20 protein-coding genes and 1 pseudogene are annotated in these 24484 nt (G+C 32.8%); 14 read left to right on the top strand and 7 right to left on the bottom strand.

The features are described from left to right. Nucleotides 1-163: 163 nt before the first annotated feature. From ADJ83_RS20725 to ADJ83_RS20710, 4 genes and pseudogenes are all read left to right on the top strand, one after another. Nucleotides 164-1525: an IS4 family transposase gene (locus tag ADJ83_RS20725; RefSeq protein ID WP_048717268.1), complete on the top strand. Its 1362-nt coding sequence runs from the start codon at nt 164-166 to the stop codon at nt 1523-1525. Beyond that, a pseudogene (locus ADJ83_RS20720) lies at nt 1526-2899 on the top strand (HsdM family class I SAM-dependent methyltransferase); the annotation flags it as partial. After that, complete coding sequence (locus ADJ83_RS20715; RefSeq protein WP_031539228.1) at nt 2892-4157, top strand: restriction endonuclease subunit S; 1266 nt, start codon at nt 2892-2894, stop codon at nt 4155-4157. The pseudogene ADJ83_RS20720 and the gene ADJ83_RS20715, both read left to right, overlap by 8 nt. Beyond that, nucleotides 4158-7193: a type I restriction endonuclease subunit R gene (locus ADJ83_RS20710; RefSeq protein ID WP_031539229.1), complete on the top strand. Its 3036-nt coding sequence runs from the start codon at nt 4158-4160 to the stop codon at nt 7191-7193. A 113-nt stretch (nt 7194-7306) separates the two neighbouring features. Here ADJ83_RS20710 and ADJ83_RS20705 read toward each other — a convergent pair whose 3' ends face one another. Continuing rightward, nucleotides 7307-9799: a Spaf_1101 family AAA-like ATPase gene (locus ADJ83_RS20705; RefSeq protein ID WP_031539230.1), complete on the bottom strand. Its 2493-nt coding sequence runs from the start codon at nt 9797-9799 to the stop codon at nt 7307-7309. A 205-nt stretch (nt 9800-10004) separates the two neighbouring features. On the opposite strand from ADJ83_RS20705, the gene ADJ83_RS20700 reads away from it, so the two are divergent. Continuing rightward, complete coding sequence (locus tag ADJ83_RS20700) at nt 10005-10226, top strand: DUF7695 domain-containing protein (RefSeq protein WP_035416658.1); 222 nt, start codon at nt 10005-10007, stop codon at nt 10224-10226. A 585-nt stretch (nt 10227-10811) separates the two neighbouring features. Here ADJ83_RS20700 and ADJ83_RS24495 read toward each other — a convergent pair. Continuing rightward, entirely contained in the window at nt 10812-11456 is a 645-nt protein-coding gene (locus ADJ83_RS24495) for a hypothetical protein (protein WP_051641008.1), read from the bottom strand. A gap of 244 nt (nt 11457-11700) precedes the next feature. Here ADJ83_RS24495 and ADJ83_RS20690 point away from each other — a divergent pair, with 244 nt between their 5' ends. From ADJ83_RS20690 to ADJ83_RS20680, 3 genes are all read left to right on the top strand, one after another. After that, nucleotides 11701-11877 (top strand): hypothetical protein, encoded by a 177-nt coding sequence (locus ADJ83_RS20690; RefSeq protein ID WP_204375779.1) that lies wholly within the window; start codon nt 11701-11703, stop codon nt 11875-11877. Between the two features lie 131 nt (nt 11878-12008). Next, nucleotides 12009-12227: a hypothetical protein gene (locus ADJ83_RS20685; RefSeq protein WP_031539233.1), complete on the top strand. Its 219-nt coding sequence runs from the start codon at nt 12009-12011 to the stop codon at nt 12225-12227. 330 nt (nt 12228-12557) lie between these two features. Further along, a complete protein-coding gene (locus ADJ83_RS20680) occupies nt 12558-12806 on the top strand; it encodes a hypothetical protein (RefSeq protein WP_231512590.1) in 249 nt (82 codons plus the stop codon). A 512-nt stretch (nt 12807-13318) separates the two neighbouring features. Here ADJ83_RS20680 and ADJ83_RS20675 read toward each other — a convergent pair. After that, nucleotides 13319-14314, bottom strand: a complete 996-nt coding sequence (locus ADJ83_RS20675; protein ID WP_031539235.1) for a replication-relaxation family protein — start codon at nt 14312-14314, stop codon at nt 13319-13321. Between the two features lie 922 nt (nt 14315-15236). On the opposite strand from ADJ83_RS20675, the gene ADJ83_RS20670 reads away from it, so the two are divergent. From ADJ83_RS20670 to ADJ83_RS20645, 6 genes are all read left to right on the top strand, one after another. Beyond that, nucleotides 15237-15893, top strand: coding sequence for a CadD family cadmium resistance transporter (locus tag ADJ83_RS20670; protein ID WP_019381804.1), 657 nt, complete (start codon nt 15237-15239; stop codon nt 15891-15893). Between the two features lie 173 nt (nt 15894-16066). Continuing rightward, nucleotides 16067-16435, top strand: a complete 369-nt coding sequence (locus ADJ83_RS20665) for an ArsR/SmtB family transcription factor (RefSeq protein WP_019381805.1) — start codon at nt 16067-16069, stop codon at nt 16433-16435. Continuing rightward, nucleotides 16428-18560: a heavy metal translocating P-type ATPase gene (locus ADJ83_RS20660; protein ID WP_081836702.1), complete on the top strand. Its 2133-nt coding sequence runs from the start codon at nt 16428-16430 to the stop codon at nt 18558-18560. Before ADJ83_RS20665 ends, ADJ83_RS20660 begins: the two co-directional genes overlap by 8 nt. Before the next feature lie 163 nt (nt 18561-18723). After that, entirely contained in the window at nt 18724-19344 is a 621-nt protein-coding gene (locus ADJ83_RS20655) for a class I SAM-dependent methyltransferase (protein WP_019381807.1), read from the top strand. Nucleotides 19345-19437: 93 nt separating this feature from the next. Further along, on the top strand, nt 19438-19833 hold the full coding sequence (merR, locus tag ADJ83_RS20650; RefSeq protein ID WP_019381808.1) for an Hg(II)-responsive transcriptional regulator: 396 nt from the start codon (nt 19438-19440) through the stop codon (nt 19831-19833). A gap of 43 nt (nt 19834-19876) precedes the next feature. After that, the gene (locus ADJ83_RS20645) at nt 19877-20335 is read left to right on the top strand and encodes a putative iron-sulfur cluster-binding metallochaperone (protein WP_019381809.1); all 459 of its coding nucleotides are present in this window, start codon (nt 19877-19879) and stop codon (nt 20333-20335) included. A gap of 166 nt (nt 20336-20501) precedes the next feature. Here the strand turns inward: ADJ83_RS20645 and ADJ83_RS20640 are convergent, their stop codons facing one another. From ADJ83_RS20640 to ADJ83_RS20620, 4 genes are all read right to left on the bottom strand, one after another. Beyond that, nucleotides 20502-20720 (bottom strand): hypothetical protein, encoded by a 219-nt coding sequence (locus ADJ83_RS20640; RefSeq protein ID WP_031539237.1) that lies wholly within the window; start codon nt 20718-20720, stop codon nt 20502-20504. A 368-nt stretch (nt 20721-21088) separates the two neighbouring features. Then, nucleotides 21089-21556 (bottom strand): hypothetical protein, encoded by a 468-nt coding sequence (locus ADJ83_RS20635; RefSeq protein WP_031539238.1) that lies wholly within the window; start codon nt 21554-21556, stop codon nt 21089-21091. A gap of 220 nt (nt 21557-21776) precedes the next feature. Continuing rightward, nucleotides 21777-22379, bottom strand: a complete 603-nt coding sequence (gene rpsD, locus ADJ83_RS20630; protein ID WP_031539239.1) for a 30S ribosomal protein S4 — start codon at nt 22377-22379, stop codon at nt 21777-21779. A 586-nt stretch (nt 22380-22965) separates the two neighbouring features. After that, nucleotides 22966-24312, bottom strand: a complete 1347-nt coding sequence (locus tag ADJ83_RS20620; RefSeq protein ID WP_048717475.1) for an ISLre2 family transposase — start codon at nt 24310-24312, stop codon at nt 22966-22968. Nucleotides 24313-24484 lie beyond the last annotated feature (172 nt).

Raw genomic sequence — 24484 nt, 5'->3', positions numbered from 1 at the left:
AACTTTCGCACCAAAAAAATAAGTGCAAATCGTTAGTTGTATTGCGTCTATGGTCTATTAAATATGTTGCTTGACAGTGTTTAATAAAATGAAATAACACCTCATTCTTTGGTATAGTGTAATTGTAGAGAAAACACTACCATACAGAAGAGGTGCTCCCTATATGATAGACCAAAATAGCCAAAACAATCAACTACCAAAAGAACTTAATTCGGTTTTTTCTGAGCTTGAAATGAATAAACACCTGCGCCAAGCAGGAATTAAAAAATCCTTCGGTTTCAGCTGTTCCTACTTATTTCAGCTTGTTTTCTGTTTGATTTTCCAGCACAAAAATTGGTTTTCACTTCTTGATTCAAAGAAAGCCGATCAGTTTCCAGCCAAAGATGCCGTCTATCGCTTTTTAAACCAATCAACTTTTAATTGGCGCCGTTTCTTACTACTGTTGAGCATTTTTACTATTCAAAAGGTGACTCGCCTTACGAATAAAGAGCGTCCAAAAGTACTGATTATCGATGATTCTGCGTATGACCGAAATCGTAGTAAAAAGGTAGAGCTTCTCGCTCGTTGTTTTGATCATGCTTCCCTGAAAATGCGTTTCTTTAAGGGGTTTCGTATGCTCACTTTGGGCTGGTCAGATGGCTATACATTTATGCCAATTGACTTTTCTTTAGTCAGTTCAAAAAAGTCTCAAATCAATGGTATCTCTGAAAAAATTGATAAACGTACTTGTGGATACAAGCGTCGAGAAAATGCATTACAAACTGAGCCTGAACAAGTTCCTGACATGATTAAACGTGCATTAGCCAATGGGATAGATGCAAGTTATGTCCTTATGGATTCTTGGTTTACATTGCCACCACTTGTAAAGTCTATTGTGGATCAAGGATTAGACGTAATTGGTATGGTCAAAGAAACAAAACAACGTTATAACGTAAACGGGGAGATGGTTTCTTTAAAGCAACTATACCGCCTAGCTGGACCCATTCAATCCAAGAAAGGAATTCTTCGTTCCATCCATACGATCATGGCTAATGGAACACCAATTAAAGTGGTATTCATTCAAAACAGAAATAAGAAAAGCGACTGGCTTGCCATCCTCAGCACAGACTGCACTCTTTCAGAACAGGAGATCGTCCGAATCTATGGAATGCGCTGGGATATCGAGGTATTCTTTAAGGCGGCCAAATCTCTTTTGAAACTTGAAAAAGAATTCCAAAGCCGTTCATATGACGCGCTTATTTGCCATACAACGATTGTGTTTTCTCGTTTTATCGTTCTGTCGTGGCAGAATCGCTGTAATACCGATCAACGCACAATAGGTGGTCTGTTTTACGAATTATGCGATGAAGTAAATGAACTTGATTGGGCTGTCGCATTACAGCAATTGATCGAGCTTCTTCAAGATGCACTTAAACAAACGAATAAGAAAATCAAAAAAATAATTCAAAGTCAACTTGAACAGTGGATCGCTGGCCTTCCTAATTATATCAAGGCTTATTTGCCGATATCACTCTGCGAAAGTTGAGCTAATAATGATAAGTTATTTTTTATTATTCAAGAATTCAATTCAGAAAAAGCCTATATGGGACCAGACAAAATAACAAGCACGGACATGGGGTATATCTTTGAAGAACTAATTAAGAAATTCTCAGAGAGCTATGATGAAGAAGCTGGTTCCCACTTTACAAGTAGGGATATTATATATCTCATGACAGACCTACTTATTGCAGAAGAAAAAGACGTTCTTATTGATGAGGGTGTTGCTAAGACAGTATATGACCAAACAATGGGTACATCTCAGATGTTAAGTGCTATGGAAGAGCGATTAAAAGCATTAGATGCAGAAGCAGAAGTGACTACTTTCGGTCAAGAAATAAACGAACAAACTTATGCTATTGCAAAAGCAGATATAATGGTTCGGGGTGGTAATCCGGAGAATATGAAATTAGGAAATACATTAAGTAATGACATGTTTGAAGGTTTTACTTTTGATTATTGTATTTCGAACCCTCCATTTGGAACAGATTGGAAATCGGAATATAAAAAAGTTAAGGAAGAGCATGATAAGGGTAAACATGGCCGTTTTGGAGTAGGTTTGCCGAAAAAAAATGATGGACAACTCCTATTTTTATTAAACGGTCTTAGTAAATTAAAGAATACTGGTAGAATGGCAATAATTCATAATGCTTCGGCTCTATTTACAGGTGCTGCTGGCAGTGGAGAAAGTGAAATTCGTCGTTACGTTATTGAGAACGATTGGCTTGAAGCAATAATACAATTACCGAATGATTCATTTTACAATACTGGAATTGCAACGTATATTTGGATACTGACGAAAAATAAACCAAAGCATCGAATCGGAAAAATTCAATTGATAGATGCATCTAATATGTATATGTTGAGACGTAAAAGAATTGGGAGTAAACGAGTTGACATTACTCCTGAATGTAGAGAAATTATAGTTCATGCATATGGAGAATTCTTAAATAAAAAGTATTATCTCAACGAGAAATCTGTAGAGTCGAAAATTCTTGATAATATTGAATTTGGATACTATAAGGTCACTGTAGAGACACCTCAGTATGATGATTTTAGTAATTTAATCATGAAAAATGGAAAAAAAGTACCTGACCCTACAAAAAGAGATACTGAAGAAATACCATTAAAAGAGGATATAAAAACTTATTTTGAAAAGGAAATAAAACCTTTTAACTTAGATGCTTGGATTGATGAAAAGAAAACGAAAATTGGTTATGAGATACCTTTCACTAGATTGTTTTATAAATTTACTCAGCCTGAAAAAACAGAGGATATAGCTACAAGAATTAAACAACTAGAAGAAGAAATACATAAAGACTTCGAGATATTGTCTGGTCAGGAGGTGGTAATAGATGAGTAGACCAACGAAAGATAGTCGAATAGAGTGGATTGGTGAGATTCCCGTACATTGGGAGGTAGGTAAGGTAAAACATTTATTCTTTAGAAGTAAAGAAATAAATAATGAGAACAATCCTAAAGTACTTTCTCTTGCAAGAAGTGGTATTAAAGAGAGAAATATTTCAAATAATGAAGGCCAACTAGCTGCTAGTTATGACAACTACAGTATAGTAAAAGAAGGCGATTTATTGTTAAACCCTATGGATTTAACAAGTGGAGCTAATTGTAATTACTCATTTATAGAAGGCGTTATTAGTCCTGCATATATCAATTTAAGAAGCAAAAATGAATGTTCTAGTAAATATTATGATTACTATTTTAAGTTACAATACTGGTCTTTAGTTTTCTTTGCACATGGAAAAGGGGTTTCATTTGAACATAGATGGACATTAAATAATGAAACTTTAATGAACTTTGCTATTCCAATTCCACCAGTGGAAGAACAGGTTAAGATATCAAATTACTTAGATAATAAGGTTTCTCAAGTTGAGAACCTAATTGACAAAACCAAACTTTCTATTATTGAATTAAAAAAATACATGCAATCACTTATAATCGAAGCTGTTACTAAAGGGTTAACTCCAAATGTGGAAATGAAAGAGACTGGTGTGGAATGGCTAGGTAGCATTCCATTTCATTGGAAAGTTAGTAAGTTGAAAAACATCTTTGAAATAAAAAAAATTATTGCAAATGATTTAGGTTATGATGTTCTATCAGTAACCCAAAAGGGATTGAAAATCAAAGATATTCAAAGTAATGAGGGTCAGCTTTCCTCTGATTACAGTAAATACCAAATTGTAGAGATCAATGATTTTGTTATGAATCATATGGACTTATTAACTGGTTGGGTTGATTGTTCTAAGTATATTGGTGTAACAAGTCCTGATTATCGCGTGTTTAGATTTAAAAACAATATTGATTTTAATCATGAGTATTTTAAATACTTGTTACAGGGCTGTTACTTAAATAAAACCTTCTATGGATTTGGTCAAGGAGTGTCAAATCATGGTAGATGGAGATTGCCGACAGATGAGTTTTTGAATTTTTATTTTCCTATTCCTAGTATTGAAGAGCAAAATCAAATCGTTAATTTTTTAACAAGGAAAATACAAAAAATTGATGAACTCATTGATAGTAAAGAAGAGCTTCTTAACGAAATGGAACAATTTAAGAGGTCACTCATTTATGAATATGTCACAGGTAAAAAGGAGGTCATTTAATTGACTATCCAAGATAATGAAAAACGTTTTGAAGAAGATATAGAGTCATATCTCTTAAATAAAGGTGGATACATAAAGGGAAATCAAGTAAATTACAGTAAAGAAAAAGCGATTGATATAAGTCAGTTATTAGAGTATATCAGGGAAACACAAGAGAGAGCTTGGACACGGTATGAAAAAATTTATAAGGATGAAACAGAGAAAAAGCTATACAAGCGACTTAATGATGAAATAGAAACCAATGGGTTACTTCATGTTCTTAGATATGGAATTACCGATCGTGGAGTTAAGCTTAAAGTAGCTTCATTTCGACCTGAATCAACCTTAAACGAGAAGATAATTAAAGATTATAATTCAAATCGATTAACAGTAACACGTCAATTTGCTTATTCAACTGAGAATAATAATACATTGGACATGGTCCTATCTTTAAATGGAATTCCAGTTGTAGCTTTAGAATTGAAGAATCAGATTAAAGGACAATCTGTAGAAAATGCTAAAAAACAATTTATGTATGACCGGGATCCACGTGAACAAATTTTTCAATTCAATAAACGTGTGTTGGTATATTTCGCGGTAGATTTGTATGAGGTATGGATGACAACTAAATTAAACGGTAAAGATACTTTCTTTTTGCCGTTTAATCAGGGTTCTAACGGTGCAGGTGAAGTGGGTGGAGCTGGAAACCCTGTTAACCCGGAAGGATACGCAACAGCATATTTATGGGAAAAGGTTCTCGCAAAAGATAGTTTGATGGATATTTTGCAAAGATTTATGCATTTGGATGTAGAAAAGAAAAAGGTAATAAAGAATGGAAAAGAAACAACTAAAATCTCTTCAAAACTAATTTTCCCACGATTTCATCAGTTGGATGTTGTAAGGAAATTAGTGAATCATGTTCGTATAAATGGTAGTGGTGAAAATTATTTAATCCAGCATAGTGCAGGTTCAGGAAAGTCAAATAGTATTGCTTGGCTGGCTTATCATTTATCAAGTTTGCACAATGAAGAGAATAAGTCTATTTTTTCTTCGGTAATTGTTGTGACTGATAGAACCGTATTAGACAGACAGTTACAAGATACAATTTCAAGCTTTGACCATGTTACCGGGCTTGTAGAGACTATCGGTGAAAATAAATCCTCAAAGGATTTAAAAAATGCAATTAACGATGGGAAAAGAATAATCATTACTACTCTTCAAAAGTTCCCTGTTATTTATGAAGAGGTTGAAGTAAATAAAGGTAATAACTTTGCCATTATCGTTGATGAGGCCCACTCTTCTCAAACAGGGACAAGTGCTAAAAAGTTAAAGTCAGCATTAGCTGATACTGAAGAAGCATTAAGAGAATATGCGGAGATTGAGGGAGAACTAGAAGCCAATCAATTGGATCAAGAAGATAAACTTGTTAAAGAATTGTTAACACATGGAAAACATAGTAATCTTAGCTTCTTTGCCTTTACTGCTACGCCGAAAGAAAAAACATTAGAGATGTTTGGCACAAAACAATCGGATGGTTCATTTAAACCATTTCATATCTATAGCATGAGACAAGCTATAGAAGAAGAATTTATTTTGGATGTCCTACAAAACTATATGACTTATAAAACATCATTTAGAATTGCTAAAGATGCACCAGATAATCCAGAACTCCCGGCTTCACAGGGGGTTAAAGCAATTCGTAGATATGAATCATTGCATCCACATAATTTGCAGCAAAAAACCGCGATTATGATTGAGCAATTTCGTGACGTAACGAGAAATAAAATTAAGGGAAGAGCAAAAGCAATGGTTGTTACAGCCTCCCGATTACATGCAGTACGTTACTTTCACGAGTTTAAAAATTATATAAAGAAAAAAGGCTACACTGATATGGATGTTTTAGTGGCATTTTCAGGTGTAGTTAATGATAGAGATGAAGAGTTCCGAGAGTCTAGCTTGAATAAAACCAAAGATGGAAAAAGAATTTCTGAAAACCAGCTAAAAGAAGAGTTTCATACTGACAGCTTTAATGTGTTGATTGTTGCTGAGAAATATCAGACAGGCTTTGATGAACCATTACTGCACACGATGTTTGTTGATAAAAAGTTATCGGGAGTAAAGGCTGTTCAAACATTGTCCAGATTAAATAGAATGCATCCTGATAAAGAGGATACCTTTATTTTGGATTTTGTTAATGAAGCGGAGGATATTAAAAAAGCCTTTGAGCCGTACTATGAAGTAACTTCTTTAGATAAAGAAATTGATGTTAACTTGATTTATGACACTAAAACGAAATTACGTAATTTCAAGGTTTATAATGATCAAGATATACAGCAATTAGTAAAGATGTATTTTAAAGAGGGGAAACAAACAGATACGGATTTAGGAAAAATGGCAAGTGCTTTAAAGCCGATCATTAATCGTTATCAGGAGCTTGATGATGAAACTCAGTATACATTTAGAGTAACTGTCCGTAATTTTAATAAGTGGTATTCCTATATTACACAATTAACTCGTATGTTCGATAAAGAATTACATGAAGAATACGTATTTACTTCTTACTTAATTAAATTTATTCCTAAGAATAAACGGGAAAATATAAATATTGAGGATAAGTTAAAACTTGAGTATTACAAATTGGAACGGACTTTCGAAGGTAACATTGCGTTAGAAAAAAATGCTGGTTATAATGTATTGAAAAATCCTGAATCCATTGACACTGGGGTAAAGCCTCTAGAAGAAGATGAGCTATTGGAAAATATAATTAAACGTGTGAATGAGCGATTTGAAGGTAAATTTACAGATTCCGATAGGGTTATAGTAGAAGGAATTTACAAAAAAGCGGTTAGAGAAAACAAGAAGCTAAAACGATTTGCACAAAATAATGATGCAGAGATATTTGAAAAAAGTATTTTTCCAGATGTATTCGAAAGAGTGGCTCAGGAATTATATTTAGAACAAATGGGATCATATTCAAAACTTTTTGAGAACCGTTCATTTTACAATACTGTATTAGAAGAAGTGGCTAAAGAGGCCTATAAAGAGTTGAGAAAATGATCTGGAAAGTATGAAAAAAGCCCCGATACACAAGGTATATTTATTGCGTATTGGGGCTTTTCAATATTCAACAATTAACAAATAGAAATGATAAATTAATGTTACTGTTAATTTTATTTCCCAATTAAAATATCTTGATAAAGAAACTGTTTATGTTTGAAGGATTCGACCCCACCTTCAAGTAAATTTACAATGTGTAATAAAATTGATTTTTCGGTAGGATATCCAGTTGCTTCTACCCAGCCATTAGTGTTATTTGATGCCATGACAATTACCTGTTCCGCTTTGGAATTTGTAACAATTGTAGAGTTATGTGTTGCGATTATTACCTGCCGTTTTGATTTGGCTTTCCTTAAATCGCTTACCAAATTTTTATAGATATATCTATTATCTAAATTGTCTTCTGGCTGATCAATAATTAGTGGCGTATAATCATTTGAAAAATCACTGTAAGATAAAATGAATGATAACATAGCAACCACTTTTTGGCCTAAAGATAATTCTTTAACGCTTTTAAACATCTTTCCAACTGACCTGTTTGTTTCCATGTTATTTATATTAAATTCTAAATCAAATTCATCAATATCCAGTAAGTAGTTTTTTATTAGTTCGACTGCATGAGGTAATCCGTTTTCCAGTACTCTTCGGCGTATAATATCAAAAAATGTTGTTACATTATTACTCGATATATCAATAATTCCCTCGTCTACTTGTTTTTTAGATAGGGAAGAAGTATGTTTTTTGATATTCTCCAAATCTAATATTTTATTATAATTCTTTTCGCTAAGTAATAAAAAAACATTAATAGGATCAGATTTTTCACTTAAAAGAGATAAATATTCAATTAAATCTTCAATTTTTATGTTGAATTTCTCAAAATAATTATCTGAATTTTCCATTTTTACTTCTAAAATTTCAACCCAGTTAAGCATTAACTCATTAATATTTTTTTGGTAGTAGGTGATTTTTAATTGATTTACATGGTTAGCATTAAAACTGTCAAGTGTATTATATACAGTAATCTTCCTGTCTTTTAAGATAGCTGGTAACTCTTTGTATTTCTGTTTTAAACCTTTAATAGTAGTGATATTACCAACCCTCCTTTTGTCGGAAAGTACTTCATTTTTGAACATCATTTCTCGGATAAAATCAGTAATTTCATCTGAGCTGGAGGTTCTTACCAACTCATTCACAGAATATCTTCTATAAAAAAAGTTTGAAAGGAGACTTTTCTTATTCTTTGTTATTTCCTCAATATACTCTTGGTTTTGAATGATGGTTTTTTTAAAGAGCTGAATATACATTTCTAATGATATATCTTTTATTTTCTTAGGTTCAAAGATAAATTTCTTGTCATATTTATAATTGTCAAGGTCATTGTTAAAATACCCTAAGATAGAAGTATACTGCTTTTTATCCATTTTAGGAGTATTGAAAATAATATAATAATCCTCACTATTGTATGAGCAAACAACACAAACCCTTCCTTGTTTACAAATATTTTCCAAAGTTTTCTCGTCGTAAACATTTTGAGAAAGGACAAAATTGATGGTATTTAAAACAGTACTTTTTCCTGTTCCTCTACCGCCTATAAAACAATTAAGTGATTCAGAAAATGATATACTAAAATTTCCGTTTCCATTTATTCCTGAGAGAAATCCATCTTCTTCAACCACAATACCTTTAATGAATACATTTGGTTTTTCAGGTTCCTTATATTCGGTTGAAATCTCGAAGTCTCTGATTGCATTTTTTAACATTGTAAAGTTGACTTTTTGTCCTTTAATCCAAAAGGGCTTAGTTGCTAACGCATCTAAACTGTGTGAATCCTCATCTAATACAAAATTATAATCCTCATTGGTGTATCTTTTTAAATTTTCTATCACTCTCGGAATTTTATCTAAATAAGACACACCTAATAATTTATTATCTATTGAATTAAACAAACGATCTTTGTATCCACCACTTAGAAAGTCCGGCTTAAAGATATCTGAACTATTTATATGGGCAATATAGCCAATTCCGCCAAGTTCATTTATTTTTGTTAAGACATTCAAGCTTGTTTGGTATGTCCCTGATATACAATCCATTATGTTACTAGAAATCCAATTGTTTAGGAGATTAATTGTCTCTTGCTTAGCATCAAATATACCTACAACGTGACATTTATCAGCACAGGAAATTTCAATACCTAATAAAGTATCTGTATATATTTTATAAGAAAAAGAATTATTAATAATATTTATAGCCTGAACGAGCTTTTCATACCCTAAGATGGTATTGTGATCAGTAATAACAGCTAATTTTACATTCTCATCCGCCAATTTTTTGGCCATTAATAAGTATGTTAAATATTCTTTTAATGTTTCAAAATATTTATTTTGGTTTGCAATTTCCATTGCTTCTTCAAAAGTTAAGCTGTTTTCAGGAAATAGGTGTTCCTTTATGGCTATGCTAAATAAATCTTCATTTGACATTTCCGTATATTTTTCAGCTGTTAAACTTTCAAATAATCTATAATCATGAGAAGCTGGTGTATGAATATGGAATACTGATTTATGATAATCTGCGTATTTTTTTCTTTTTGAGTTGATTGCTAAATCAATATCATTAACAAAACTGTTTTTTACGAGTGTTTTATTGTAGGTTAAATTTATTTTAATTGCCTCCTAACTATTAACGCAATCCACGATTGAACACGATTATAGTATAATTTTACTAGATATTTAATAGTTCGGATAGATGGAGTAAACAAGAAAAACAATTGAAAATGATGGATCCTATATCAAGAAACCGGAAAGGGATGATCCAATGAAAAAAATACTTATAAACAAAGTACGCTGCAAAAAGTGCAATGACATCATCGAGTCAAAACATAGCAATGATTTTAAGCGATGTAAGTGTGGTGCAATTTTCATAGACGGTGGTCAGGACTTTCAACGTTACGGATGGGGAATCAATCATTCTGAAGAAAAAGCTCATCTAGAGGATTATATTGATTTTAGTTACTCTGTTTATGAAGAAAATAGTTGAATAGCTGCTAGGCAGCCTAGCGTGAATTAATAATGGGTAAGATAGAGAGTGTTCGCTTTGATAAATGGTGAATTATAAGGTAAGTAAGTAAAATCATCCTTGATATTTATGGATTAGTTTGGAATAATATATTTGCATGAAGCGGCCTCTGGCCGGAAATTTTTATGGTTTTTGGTAGGAACCATAAAAAATTAGGTCCCCCAGTTCAAAACTGTGTGGACCTTTTTACATTTTAGATTCGAATCTTACGTTAAATGAAAAGCTTTATACAATCGGGTCAGATTGTGGAGGAACTCAGGTATTTGTAGTAGACTAAATGACGCGCAATAAACAATCTCTTTTTCAGAGCATTTTGTGAAGAATTCCGCTTAAACAAACGGATAGAAGCTTAATAAGCTAATCTATAAAGAGGCATAGAACCATAAGGGTTTATGTCCTTATTAATTGAATATTCGATTGTGTAGACAAAAAACAAAAATGGCAACGTTCAATATGATTAATTAAATGCCAGCATAGTTCATCCAAGATAACTTGGTATTTTGTTGTGTTGGAAACCTTTGAATATACTAATATAAGTTATATTTTTCATTCTTTTATGTTCAAATCTACTTGTGGCTGGTTAGAGTATAATTCATTAACTAGTAGTATCAGAGCTTCATTCAATTCATATCGTGCAATTTTCCCTTTGAACTCTAAACCACGGATGTAGTCTATTTCACTATCTTGGGTGTCGAATACGCGATTCTCTTGATTTGGTAATATAGATGCAAGGTGAAGATCATGTAGCCTATCAAAAAAATTAGGAAAGCCCTCTGCTGAAAGAAACTTGTTAAAAGACTCTCTCATATGTTTCCTCATGTAAGATGCTTCATTTTCAGGGTGAGTAATTTCTCTTATGGCTTTTATCGCTTCGCCATTCAAGCCCATATAAGAACACGCCTTCTCCACTGAAAACGAGGTCTCATCAGTTTCACCAATGAGATAGCCAACATCTACACTAAAGAAATCTGCAATTAGATGCATAGTATCGAATTTTGGAAAGCCAACTTCTCCATTTTTATTTTTGGCTCCTGTATTCATCCATCGGCTGACATCTTTTTGGCCATAACTAGTTCCATATTTATTGTTTAGGGCTTCAGCAAAGGATGCTTGAGTATATCTGCCTGCATCCATACACTTTTTTAATCTAATTTTCCAGTACGTTTCCTTTTCTTTTAATAAGTCATCCATGTTATAGAGAACCTCCATTCGAGATGAATTATATACCTTGCGTAAGTCTTGTACAACCTAAAATTACGCGCTATCATTATGTTAGAAAAGCCAAAGGAACAGCAGAAAAACGAGAAAAGAAATTTTTTCATGCAAAGGGCGTATTAACAAAAAAAAGAGACTAACTGAGGTAAATACTTTATGAGAATGTCTGTTGGAATAATTGGAAAAAATAGGAATTACAGTTAAAGAAGTATATTTGTTTTTGAAAGACAAGGGCTTCCTCGATGGCGAAGAAGGCAATTGGTCCTTAACGGAACTAGGTAAGCAAGTTGGTGGTCAAATTAGGCAAAAAGATAATGGAGAGGGTGGGTTCTGTAGACGCACATGGTCAGTTTTATCGTGGGATGAAAAAATAGTCAATAAATTGAAAATGAAATAATCCAGTAGCAGTTACAACTTTATTTGCAACTATGACAATCATCCCCGTTGTTAGAGCGGAAGTAAATTAATACTGGATTAAAGCAAATTTACAAGAAATACTAAATCAAATAGCTAAGGGTGATGATTAAAATGGAAAATAACAAAAATGAAAAAGATTATGCCGAATATAACCATAATAACAAAACGGTTAGATTTGGTGGCAAGCCAGCAATTATTGTTTCAGTATTTGCAGGTGTAACTTTAGTAGGACTTGCAGGTGGAATTACATACATCATGACTAGAAATCCAGAAGCAACAAAAGAGGTAGCAACTAAAGTATTAAAGGAAGTAACGAAACACGCAGCATAAAAACATCAGTGATAACTTTGGAAAATGCACTAAGCATTGTAGCGGCTTTTTTCATTAACTTCTTAATTTATGTGATATAGATCAGACCCAATCGACTTTTCATAAGTAAATTTGTTGTTTTTAATGAAACGGCTTAAAAAGGGGTAATGCGTAAGATAAAATAATAATGTATGATAGATTTTATTTTCTTTTTCTTTTATGAACTAATTTAATAGAAGGGCCTTTTGGTCAAGGTATCAGTTAAAAATCATCGGTAAGATGCGTGACGAGAACAATCGTTGGCATTCTTAGCGATGTTTTTTTATATAAAAAATTAATGGAGGGGTCCAAATGAATCAAATGGAAACGTATTATGTAGTAAGAAGAACGGAAAAGAAAGATGAGGAATTTGCTGTGATTGATGCAATGTCACTGGATGAAGCGAGGGCGATCTTTGGAGTTCGGCATAAAGCCGATAAAGAGGCAATGACAGAAGGAGAGGCATTTTACATTTTTCAAACAAACGAAATGCTGATGTTGGATGAAAATCATCGGCTAGTATTTCCGAAAGGTTTAATGAGCATTATTGAAAAGTGGTAGCAATGAAGGGTTAAAGATATGAAAAAGATGGCTTCTGTTGTTCTAACAGAAGTCATTTTTTTGTAATCATTACTTGCTACCAAGTGGATAATTGTATGACAGTTTAAACTTATGTCCTAAACAAGTGTTTCAAGTATAACTAATAATATATAGTAACGATTAATAGTAACTAATATTAGATACTAGATGGAAGAATAAAAATACAATTTAATAAAATGCAGAGTTTCCATATGTTCTTCATGGTATCTATTATTAGTTACCAATTTCCTGATAGGCAGTTTTGGAGCGAATAAAGATCGTAAAAGTATATTACTTTGTATAATGGTTACCATTCATCGTAACGAATTGAAAAAAGGAGAAAAAATAGAAAGTATGGGATGATGAATATATTGATGCAACTAGGTTTCGTCATGGTATCTACTAATAGTAACGAGGAGCTTTTCTGTGAGGTATTTTTTAAAACTTATGTATGCGAGTCATTCAAAGGGAATGACTGCGAGGAACAGTATTTATTAAAATCTACATAATACATCGTGGACTGCATTTTCATTTTGTAGTAACGGATGAATAATGACCTTCAAATTAGATTGTTTCAATCGGTCACTTACAGCAGAATCAGCTGCAAATTGATTAATAATATTTTTACCTCTTTTGATTCCATCCGTAAATTGAGAACGATTAGAAAAACTATTATCTGTAATAACAATATCCATAATGTGAAGTTGTTCGGGGTTCTTTTCCGCCCATTTTGCATATTTAAAAACTTTTTGTATTAATGTTTCGATTGGTTCTGTTCCCATATCCATTTCAATATTAATATAGGCATCCTTTGCATAATTAGATTTTACCTCAATTATCCAATCTGGTTTTACAAAAGTCATTGTTTTCCCTATTATATTACTTCTAGATTTATTTTCTGTCATATACCTACCAATTTTTGCATGATAAGCTCCGTTATTCTGTTTGTGTAAATTATTAAAATTAGGTATCCACTCCGTATATGGCAGAAGTGAAGGTGATAAAGAGTAATATGTTTCATTGTACAAAAAAACATATTTTGTTTTCTTCTGATTTTTGTGTTTGATTACCTCAAAATTTAGATTGCATAATATATTGATTGCAGCTTGTTGTGTGGCTAAGAAGTGTAACAAATTTTGCTTTTGATTAAATTTATAAATCTTTGATTTGTTATATGAGCTAACTAATAAATTGTTTTCTATTAGTAAGTCTATAGCTTTACTACCAATACAAAGATATTTAAAACGCTCTCCATTAAAACCTTCGTTAAATTGGCTGCTACGAATTAGATGATATTCTTCATATTTCCGGATTCGATTTTTAAAGCTATACTCTTTAATTTTCATTTCGAATAAAAATGTTGCAGCTTGATAGAATTGCTGCAATGTTAATAATCGTTGTTGTTCTAGAAATTCCAATAGCTTTAGATCTACTTTGGAAAGTTCTAATCGTTGTCTTGCATTTTTCTTTAATACAATTTTGTCCAGCATTGTTTTTTCTCCTTTCTTTAGGGTGAATGATATTTGTTTGACAGAACACCTTTGGAGTATTATTTTTCACTATTATTGTCAGCACAAAAAAACTCACTCCAAACATTGCCAATAACGTGAGTAATAGACTTTTCACAAGTAATATACTTTGACGGATCAATCTTACTCGACAAAGTATATTACTCGTGCATTACTTTTTATTAAAAAGTGTTCTTTAAATAGTGTACTTTTGGATTTTGATATTTCTAGTCATTAATGTACAACTTGGAAAAAATTAAAATATCGTAAGGAAACGGAAATTATAAAAGACAATTTTTATTGGCAAAAAATGAATTTTTGAAAGGCATTAGAGAACAAGGTTTAAGATGGAATGCCAAAGCAGTCGGTTTATACAGATTTTATAAAATGGACTTACTAAACAATCGGGCCATATAATTGAGTAACACCTATAAAGAAAGTTATTGATAATACATAGTAAGTTAATTAACAATGTTATTGTGAAATATAGGAGAAATTATGACTGATAATTGTTGTACACCCAAACCAAACCTAACGGAACGTTCCCAATTAGATATAAACAATACCAAAAATCCCCAGAATAGATGGTCCGGATACTCAGAAAGAAGCAATAAAAATCGACTCTTATGATCCTGACAGTCCAGAGGGTTACATGGTATTTACAGTAACAGTTCATAATAAATAATGGTTGGATAACCAAAAAGGATGATTACCTAATAGAAAAGTAATCATCCTTTTTTAGTTTCAAAGTGCTAATTTCATGTCGATTTATTCTTTATTCAAATATCCATTTGACTATTTGTTTATGTAAACGTAAAATAGAAAATGAAATTTAACATTCAAATAAATATTTGAATGTTAATGAGTATTAAATTATTAATAAAAAATAAAGGGGTTGAATCAGGTGGATTTAATTTTAATAATCATCTCTGCTCTTGGTGCTTTTATTGTAACCAATATTGATGATATTTTTGTCTTGATGATGTTATTCTCTATGGCAAGGTCACAATCTAAAACAAGTAATGGTCAAACGGTTAACAAGGTTTCGAAACGTATTAACTCAAGAGATATAGTAATTGGTCAATATCTAGGTTTTGCACTTCTAGTTTTAATCAGTCTTTTAGCAACCTTTGGGATAACACTTCTTGCTGATCAATGGGTTGGTTTACTTGGCCTAATTCCAATGTATTTAGGAGTTAGACTGTTCATCAAAGGTGAAGATGATGATGATGATAATATTCTTTCTAGGTTAAACAAATTTAATAAGTTTTATTTAAGTGTAGCCTTTATCACTTTTGCTAATGGTGGAGACAATATTGGAATTTATGTTCCGATTTTTTCAACGTTAGAAACAAATCAATTAATTATTACTGTAGTTACATTCTTTATAATGGTTGCAATTTGGTGTTTACTGGGTTACCGTCTTGCGAGATTCAGATTTGTTTCTGAAACACTTGAGAAATACGGGCGATGGATTATTCCAATTGTATTTATAGGATTGGGAATATATATCATGCTAGAAAATGAACTATTTACTTCTTTGATAAATCTATTCAAATAATGTAACAGTTTTGATCGTTATGATCATTTGCTAATATAAGTAGGTTTGGATATGGAATTTATTGAGTTATTTAATTTTTTATCCATTATTCAAATAATCATTTGAATAATGTTAGGGTAATAATATATAATATATTCAAACATACACTTGAATAAAAGGAGGGATAATGAGTAATGAGTAAGAAAGATACTTGTGATATTTATTGTTATGACGAAGCAAAAGTCAAACGAATACAAGGTGAGATGCAAAAAGAAGATATATCTAGTGTTTCCCAATTATTTAAAGCACTTGCAGATGAAAATAGGGCAAAAATTTCCTATGCATTATGTCAAGATGATGAACTTTGTGTGTGTGATGTAGCTAATATCATTGGGGCTACTGTTGCAACGACATCTCACCATTTAAGGACCCTTCATAAACAAGGGATTGTAAAATACCGAAAAGAAGGCAAACTAGCCTTTTATTCGCTTGATGATGAACATATTAGACAGTTAATGGTTATTGCATTAACTCATAAAAAGGAGATGAAAGTCAATGTCTGAACAAGCTAAAATAAACAACCAAGAAGCTAAAACTTACAGAGTTCAAGGACTCACCTGAGCAGACTGTTCAAAAACGTTCGAAGAGAACGTGAAACGTCTGGATGGCGTTTTGGATGCACAAGTTAATTTTGGTGCTGCTAAAATAACAGTTGTAGGAAATACAACGGTTGAAGCGCTTGAAAAAGCAGGAGCTTTTGATAACTTAAAATTACGAGATGAAAAAGCACAAAAAGTAGAACGTGAACCTTTTTGGAAGCAAAAAGAAAACGTTAAAGTGTATATTTCAGCCCTATTATTAATCGTTAGTTGGTTATTAGGAGAACAACTCGGAGAAGGTCATATTGTACCAACAATCGGATATGCGGCATCTATATTAATTGGTGGCTACTCCTTATTTATTAAAGGCTTTAAAAATCTAAGCAGATTTAAGTTTGATATGAATACTCTTATGACAATCGCTATTATTGGGGCTGCATTAATTGGTGAATGGGGAGAAGGAGCAACAGTTGTTATTCTCTTTGCCATTAGTGAAGCTTTAGAACGCTATTCTATGGACAAAGCTCGTCAATCCATTGAGTCCTTGATGGATATAGCTCCAAAGGAAGCTTTAATACGACGTGGAAATCAAGAGTTAATGATTAGCGTTGATGACATTCAAGTAGGCGACATTATGATCGTGAAACCGGGTCAAAAGTTGGCTATGGATGGAATCGTTGTAAAAGGGACATCTACCTTAAACCAAGCTGCGATTACAGGTGAATCTGTCCCGGTGACAAAGACCATTGATGATGAAGTATTCGCTGGTACTTTGAACGAAGAAGGATTATTAGAAGTAAAAGTAACTAAATTAGTGGAAGATACTACTCTTTCGAAAATAATTCATTTAGTAGAAGAAGCTCAGGCAGAACGCGCTCCTTCTCAAGCATTTGTTGATAAATTTGCCAAATATTATACTCCGGCAATTGTTGTATTAGCCTTTTTAATCGCTATTGTCCCACCATTATTTGGCGGAGATTGGAGCGAATGGATATATCAAGGGTTATCCGTACTAGTCGTTGGTTGTCCTTGTGCATTAGTTGTTTCTACGCCTGTTTCTGTTGTGACCGCAATAGGAAACGCAGCAAGAAATGGTGTTTTAATCAAAGGTGGAATCCACCTAGAAGAAGCCGGTGCATTGAAGGTTATTGCTTTTGATAAAACAGGAACATTAACAAAAGGGGTTCCAGCAGTAACAGAAATCGTAACATTTGGCGGAAATGAAAATGAGTTATTGACCATCACAGCAGCGTTGGAAAAAGGATCACAACATCCACTTGCTTCAGCAATTATGAAAAAAGCAGAAGCAAACGGATTAAATTATAATGAAGTATCTGTTGAAGATTTTCAATCTATAACTGGTAAGGGTATAAAAGCAAAAGTTAAGGACGAGATGTATTATGTAGGAAGTCCTAGTATGTTTGAGGAAATTCTTCCAAATGGTATAGATAAAACCATTTCTGAACAAATTTCAACCCTACAAACACAAGGAAAAACGGTCATGATTCTTGGAACCGTCAACGCAATTCTCTGTTTAATTGCTGTGGCTGATCAAGTAAGAAAAACATCTAAAGAAGTTATTCAAAAACTTCATCAACTAGGAATTGAAAAAACTGTTATGCTTACTGGTGATAACCAACGTACAGCAGAAGCAATTGGTAAAGAGGTTGGTGTATCTGATATTAAGGCCGATCTCCTTCCAGAAGATAAATTGAACTATATTAAACAACTTCGCGAAAAGTATCATAGTGTGGCGATGGTTGGAGATGGAGTAAATGATGCTCCAGCTCTTGCGGCATCAACAGTTGGGGTTGCAATGGGTGGAGCTGGAACGGATACAGCACTTGAAACAGCCGATATTGCTTTAATGTCAGATGATTTAAGTAAATTACCGTTTACGATGAAACTAAGTCGAAAAGCATTGAGAACCATTAAGCAAAATATTACCTTCTCTCTAGTAGTTAAAGCTATTGCTTTACTTTTAGTTGTACCGGGTTGGTTAACGTTATGGATAGCTATATTTGCCGATATGGGGGCAACATTGCTTGTAACTTTAAACAGCTTACGATTATTAAAAGTTAAAGAATAAAATACTGTTTCATATAAAGGGATAATGGTTTTATTATCCCTTTATATGATTTCTTACTGAATGAAAAGGTATGATGCTTCAATGTGATTTTTCGCCCTTCTTGTTTTTAAAAAAGGGATACTCTTAAAGGATATTTAAATTCAGTCATTCGGAAGTGAAGATAATGAATAATTCTTGGAATCGAGTGATTTATAAAATTTGGTCTCCAATTTATGATAAGATTTTTAATTCGGGTGTTTTTTTAAATGCACGCAGACAAATATTTCTAGATATCCCCTTTCATAGTAATCAAAAGGTACTTTTTGTTGGTGTAGGAACAGGTGCTGATTTAGAGTTAATAACTCAATCTGATTTAGATATAAAGGCAATTGATTTTTCACCTGATATGCTTAAAAAGGCAAGTGCGAAATTTAAAAATTCACCTATTAAATTCATAGAAATGGATGCTCAAAATATGGAGTTTGATAATGAAACATTTGATTATGTAGTTGCTAGTCTAATTCTTTCTGTAGTGCCTGATGCAGATAAGTGTTTAACAGAAATGACGAGGGTTTTAAGAAAAGGAGGCAAAATAATTATTTTTGACAAATTCGTATCTGAAGAACATAAATTATCTTTTTCAAAAAAGCTTCTTAGACCACTAATAAAAGTATTAGGAACAGATATTGGATTGAATTTTGAAGATCTGTACCGTAGAAATAGTATAAATCTAATGATAAACGAAGATAAAAATGTAATGATGAATGGAATGTACAGAAAAATAATAATTAGTAAAGTTAGTTGATTATGTTTGAGCAAATTAAAAATTTCAAAATTACCTTTTACTCTTTACCCTGTACTATGGTACAGGGTTTATAATTTATCTGAGGTGAATGAAATGAATTATCGCATTAGTGAACTTGCAGAAAGGTGTGGGGTCAATAAAGAAACTATAAGATATTACGAAAGATTGGGTCTCCTTTCGGAACCTTCTCGGACAAAAGCTGGATATAGGATGTATCCAGAAGAGTCTGTGGATCGCCTACAATTTATTAAACGAATGCAAGATTTAGGTTTTTCTTTAGCCGAGATCGATAAACTACTTGGAGTTGTTGATAAAGACGACGAACGATGTAAGGATATGTATGATTTTGTTGTTCATAAAATTGATGAAGTTCAAAAGAAAATTAAGGATTTAAAAAGAATCGAACACATGCTAATTAATTTAAAAGATTGTTGTCCTGATGAAAAATCTCTACATGAATGTCCTATTATTGAAACTTTGATGAATTAGAAAAGATAGCACAAAATATGTATCATAATAAGGTGGGAGAATGATGTCAGATTGTTGTAATAACACTAAAGAAATTAAAAATGAAAATGTTGTAAAGTGTCCATCTTGTAAAAATAGATCTAAAAATGTAAAGTTGATAACATTAAAATCAATGCTTAAACCATCTGCATTAGAAACATTAAATGCTAAAGAAAATCACTATTTTTGTTCAACCAAAGATTGTGATGTAGTCTATTTTGATACGAATAATAAAGAGTACCTTTTATCTGACATAAAGGTGGTCGTTCATCAAAAAGATGCCTCAGTAACTACACCAATTTGTTATTGTTTTGATTGGACAAAAGAGAAAATAAAGGAATACGTAGAAAAAGGCCTTACTCCTAATCCAGTAGAACATATTCGAGAGAACATAAAGGAAAACCGATGTGGTTGTGATGTGAATAACCCTCAAGGTAGTTGTTGCTTGGCAAATGTTACAAGCTATATCAAAGAACTAACCTAACCTGTATATACTCAATTAAAGGGCGCTTTGTTTCAACTGGATGTAAGGCATTTTTTCTAATTCAAATAACAGGGGTAACTTATATAACACAATAGGACTTGGACAGGTCTATTTAAAAACTTACTAGAATTAACAAAAAATGTCTACTAATCGGGATTAATGGACACTAGTTATCGTTAAATTCTACCTCACTAATATCTACCTCTTTAATGATAACATCTTTATTCGGATCTGGATCATAGTCTAAAAGAAGAAATAAAAGCAGTATTAAGATAAGGATAAGAGCAGTGAAAATTATCTCCTTAGTATTTTTTTTCGAATCGTTATCTTGTTGTTGCTTTCTATAATTCGACTGAATTTTTTTTGTGTTATAATCTTGTTTCATAATAATCCCACCTAAAGATATATACAGATTAGTAAGTATTTCTCCATTTGATATAACAAACCCTTTAAGGACAAAAAATTTTCAATAAATGCATTAACAGAACATAACGTCAAAAATATCAAGGAAGTATTAGCACAATAAAGAAATATTCTTTCTTTTATATTAAGATTTCCCACAATCGGGCGCTTTAATGAAGTAACTAAGGCCAAATTTCTCAATTACAATACTGAGAAATTTGGCTTTTTATATTTTAATTACCATAACTTTGTAAATTATTATTCTCCTTACTCTGCCATTCCCTTACAATAGAGAATTAGATAAGAACTTTACAAAGTGCAGAAAAATGATTGTCAAAGACTGACACAAAATTATTTATACACCCTTAAATTCTCTTTTTTATATTCAATACTTTCCTTTCTATATTTAATCATATCCCGTAAACTTATTAATTCTTTAATAACAAATTCATAGTTGCCCGTGGGTTCACCCTTAGTAGCAGCATTTGCTGATTTGTATAAAAAGTGATTGATACGAGTATATATTTCATTGTCTATGATGCTTATAATTTCTTGACTCCGTTTTTCATTTTCTACTGCTTTTTCGTACAAATCTTTGGGAATTGAATTGGCTAATTCTTTATGTAATTGAGTGGTCTCGTTTTTATAGTACTCGTTTGATTCATTAAAAGCATCGAAATATTTTTTAATCAAGTTTGAATGGTTATTTTGAATTTCAAGTATCATTGCATTTATTTGATTACCTAATTTCAATGCATATTCTTCTTCTGGTGTTCCTTTATATAAGTTGAGGAATTTATCGAGAATTTCATTTTCCATTTTACTGATCTCCTTTAGATAATCTACATTTTTAAATTTAGTTAAGCGTCTGTCCACAAATGTTTTTATTTTTTTTAAAAACGTCCCCCCAAAACCTCCCCCAGATCGTTGGGGGAGAATACATTATTCTACAAAGCAGAAAATAAACAAAAAACCCTAGAACCATTGATATATCAAGGTTTCTAGGGTTTTTGAATATGCTATTTACAAAGCATATTAATTAACGAGAGTAGAACTCAACGATAAGAGCTTCGTTAATTTCAGCTGGTAATTCAGAACGTTCTGGTAAACGAGTGAATGTACCTTCTAATTTATCTGCATCGAAAGTTAAGAAATCAGGTACGAAGTTATTTACTTCTACTGCTTCTTTAACAACTTCAAGGTTGCGAGATTTTTCACGTAAAGTGATAGTTTGACCAGATTTAACGCGGTATGATGGGATATCAACGCGCTTGCCATCAACTAAGATGTGACCATGGTTAACTAATTGACGTGCTTGACGACGTGTACGAGCTAAACCTAAACGGTAAACAACGTTATCTAGGCGAGTTTCTAATAAGATCATGAAGTTTTCACCATGCTTACCAGTCATTTTGCCTGCGATATCAAAAAGATTACGGAATTGACGTTCGTTCACACCATACATGTGACGAAGTTTTTGTTTTTCTTGTAATTGTAATCCGTATTCTGATAATTTTTTACGTTGGTTTGGACCATGTTGTCCTGGAGCGTAAGGACGTTTGTCTAACTCCTTACCTGTACCACTTAATGAAATACCAAGACGACGAGAAAGTTTCCAGCTTGGACCTGTATAACGAGCCATAATTGACTCCTCCTTCATGTTTTTATTTGGTAAAATAAAAACAGATGTAACATGTCTTCTTATTTATTTTGTCTTCCTGTACCTTCGCCCTAGCAGCCAAGGGTTACACAATACACCATCAGAAATGATTCCTGAGGAACAAAATAGAATAAAAAGTGTATACATATGCTGCGCTATTTTACACAAAGAATATTATATGATTTTTATAGGTGAAAAGTCAAGTAGAGTTTACTATTAGTTTGAGTCAAGTATTTGTGGGAGAAATTTTTTATCGTCGGAATTTCTCTCTTTTTCAGTGTGTTTGCTATCTCTATTGTTAACGCTTTCTATACTTACTCTATTTATAGTCAGGCTGTTTTCGTAAAATTTTTTGGGATCAATAGACCGTTCCTTTCCGCTACAGGCACTTGCTTTCCGCGGGGAGGAAGTCGAGCCTCCTCGCCGTTCCGGCTGTGGGGTCTCGACCTTTCCTCTATGTCCCGCAGGAGTCAAGTGCCTTTCGCTCCAATCCACTCTGCGTTTTCTATGTTGTTAAAATCCATAACCTTTTAGAATACAGTTTACAGTTAAACGTCGACAATCCTTTTTAAAATCCTTGTAATGCTTTTAACGCATGATATAGTGGCTTTCCTGTTGTTTGACTCAAATAGGCAATGTTTTGTCTTGTTGCCTGTCCTGCTGTTTTGGTTAGTTTTTCACGGTAGTATTTTGGTTTTATATGATTTGATTCCTTCTCTTCCAATCGTTTCGTCATTGTTCCGATCAGTGTTTTAATATCTAATCCATCTTTTAAGCCAACCATGAATCGAATAAATGCATCTATTCCTTTTTCACTCCATGCCCTTCCGTTTTTCAGACGCTTGGCAAACACACTCATGGTTCCTTCTGCGCTGCCCATCGGACGCATATCACTCGTATCTATTCCTTGTTCCTGTAACCAAATTCTATAGTCTCCAAGTGCCTCGGGATATGGAGAAAGCTGGTTAATTAATGCTTCTAATCGTTCTTCTTTTTTCTCTGTATCCAGGGTCGCCACTGCACTATTTAACTCTACTAATAATCCCTCTCCATCATACTTAGCTAGCTTTTTTCGTATCGCTTTATATCTAGGATGTTCTTTAAAAATACGTTGGATTTCTCGAGCTACGTGGAATCTGTCTATCGTGAAAAAAGCTTTCTTTTGAAAATACTCTCTGCACGCAGTTATCCAACTAGCTCCGTCCCCATTGATAGCTAAAAGATGAGTAGTTGGATCGTAATGATACGTATCCATTAAAAATTGTTCTAACTCTTCCCAGAAAGGTGCTTCTGCTTTATGAATAAAATGCCGTTTTCCCACAAGACTGGCTCTCTTTCCATTCATAGACCAACCTTCATGGATAGCTGCGATCTTTTCTTCTCGTCCGCGCTTCTTACCACCTTGCCGTTTAATAAATAAGCCATCTACTTCGATAAATAATACCTTTCTTTTTGGTTCGATTGGCAAGCTCGGTACAACTTCTGTTTGTAATAAATGTTGACGAATCGCTTCATGACTAGCTACAGAGTATCCAAGTAATTTTTCTAACGTAGAAGATGCATGTCTGTATGATGGCCCAGTAACCGCCAATTCCATCGCCATTTCTTCCACAACTGGACTAAATCCTTTACCGCCCTCAAACTGTAAATATTGATCTAATAAATAGACATATTTGTTGCCGATACGATCCCAATAGTAATTTCGCTTAATTGAAACAGATCCAAATAAGGTGTCCATCTGAATCGCTCTCTTATCTTTGAGTTGATATCTTCCTTTATCTCGTTGTTCAGCTATTTCTCTGTCATACCCAGTTAACAGCTCCTCGAGAACTTCCGAAAAAGTTTCCTGTAATGTTTTAAATAAATCACTTTCTATTTCTTTTAATGTAGGTAGTTTTATGGTATTTTGTTTCATAGGGACTTTCTCCTTTTGTATGTTTTGTCCGCAAACACTACTATACAAAAAGAAAGTCCCTTTTTCTTTATTTTTGCTCATACTACCGCGCTTGCGTTTGGTTGGCGGTCTAACGACCACCAACCAAACCAGAGGGTAAATTATTTTCTACCCACAAACATTTTACTCATAC

This window comes from Bacillus sp. 522_BSPC (assembly GCF_001076885.1).
GTDB classification, from domain to species: Bacteria; Bacillota; Bacilli; order Bacillales; family Cytobacillaceae; genus Niallia; species Niallia hominis.
The sequence above is the reverse complement of the archived record's forward strand: the minus strand, read 5'-3'. Positions and strand labels throughout refer to the sequence as shown.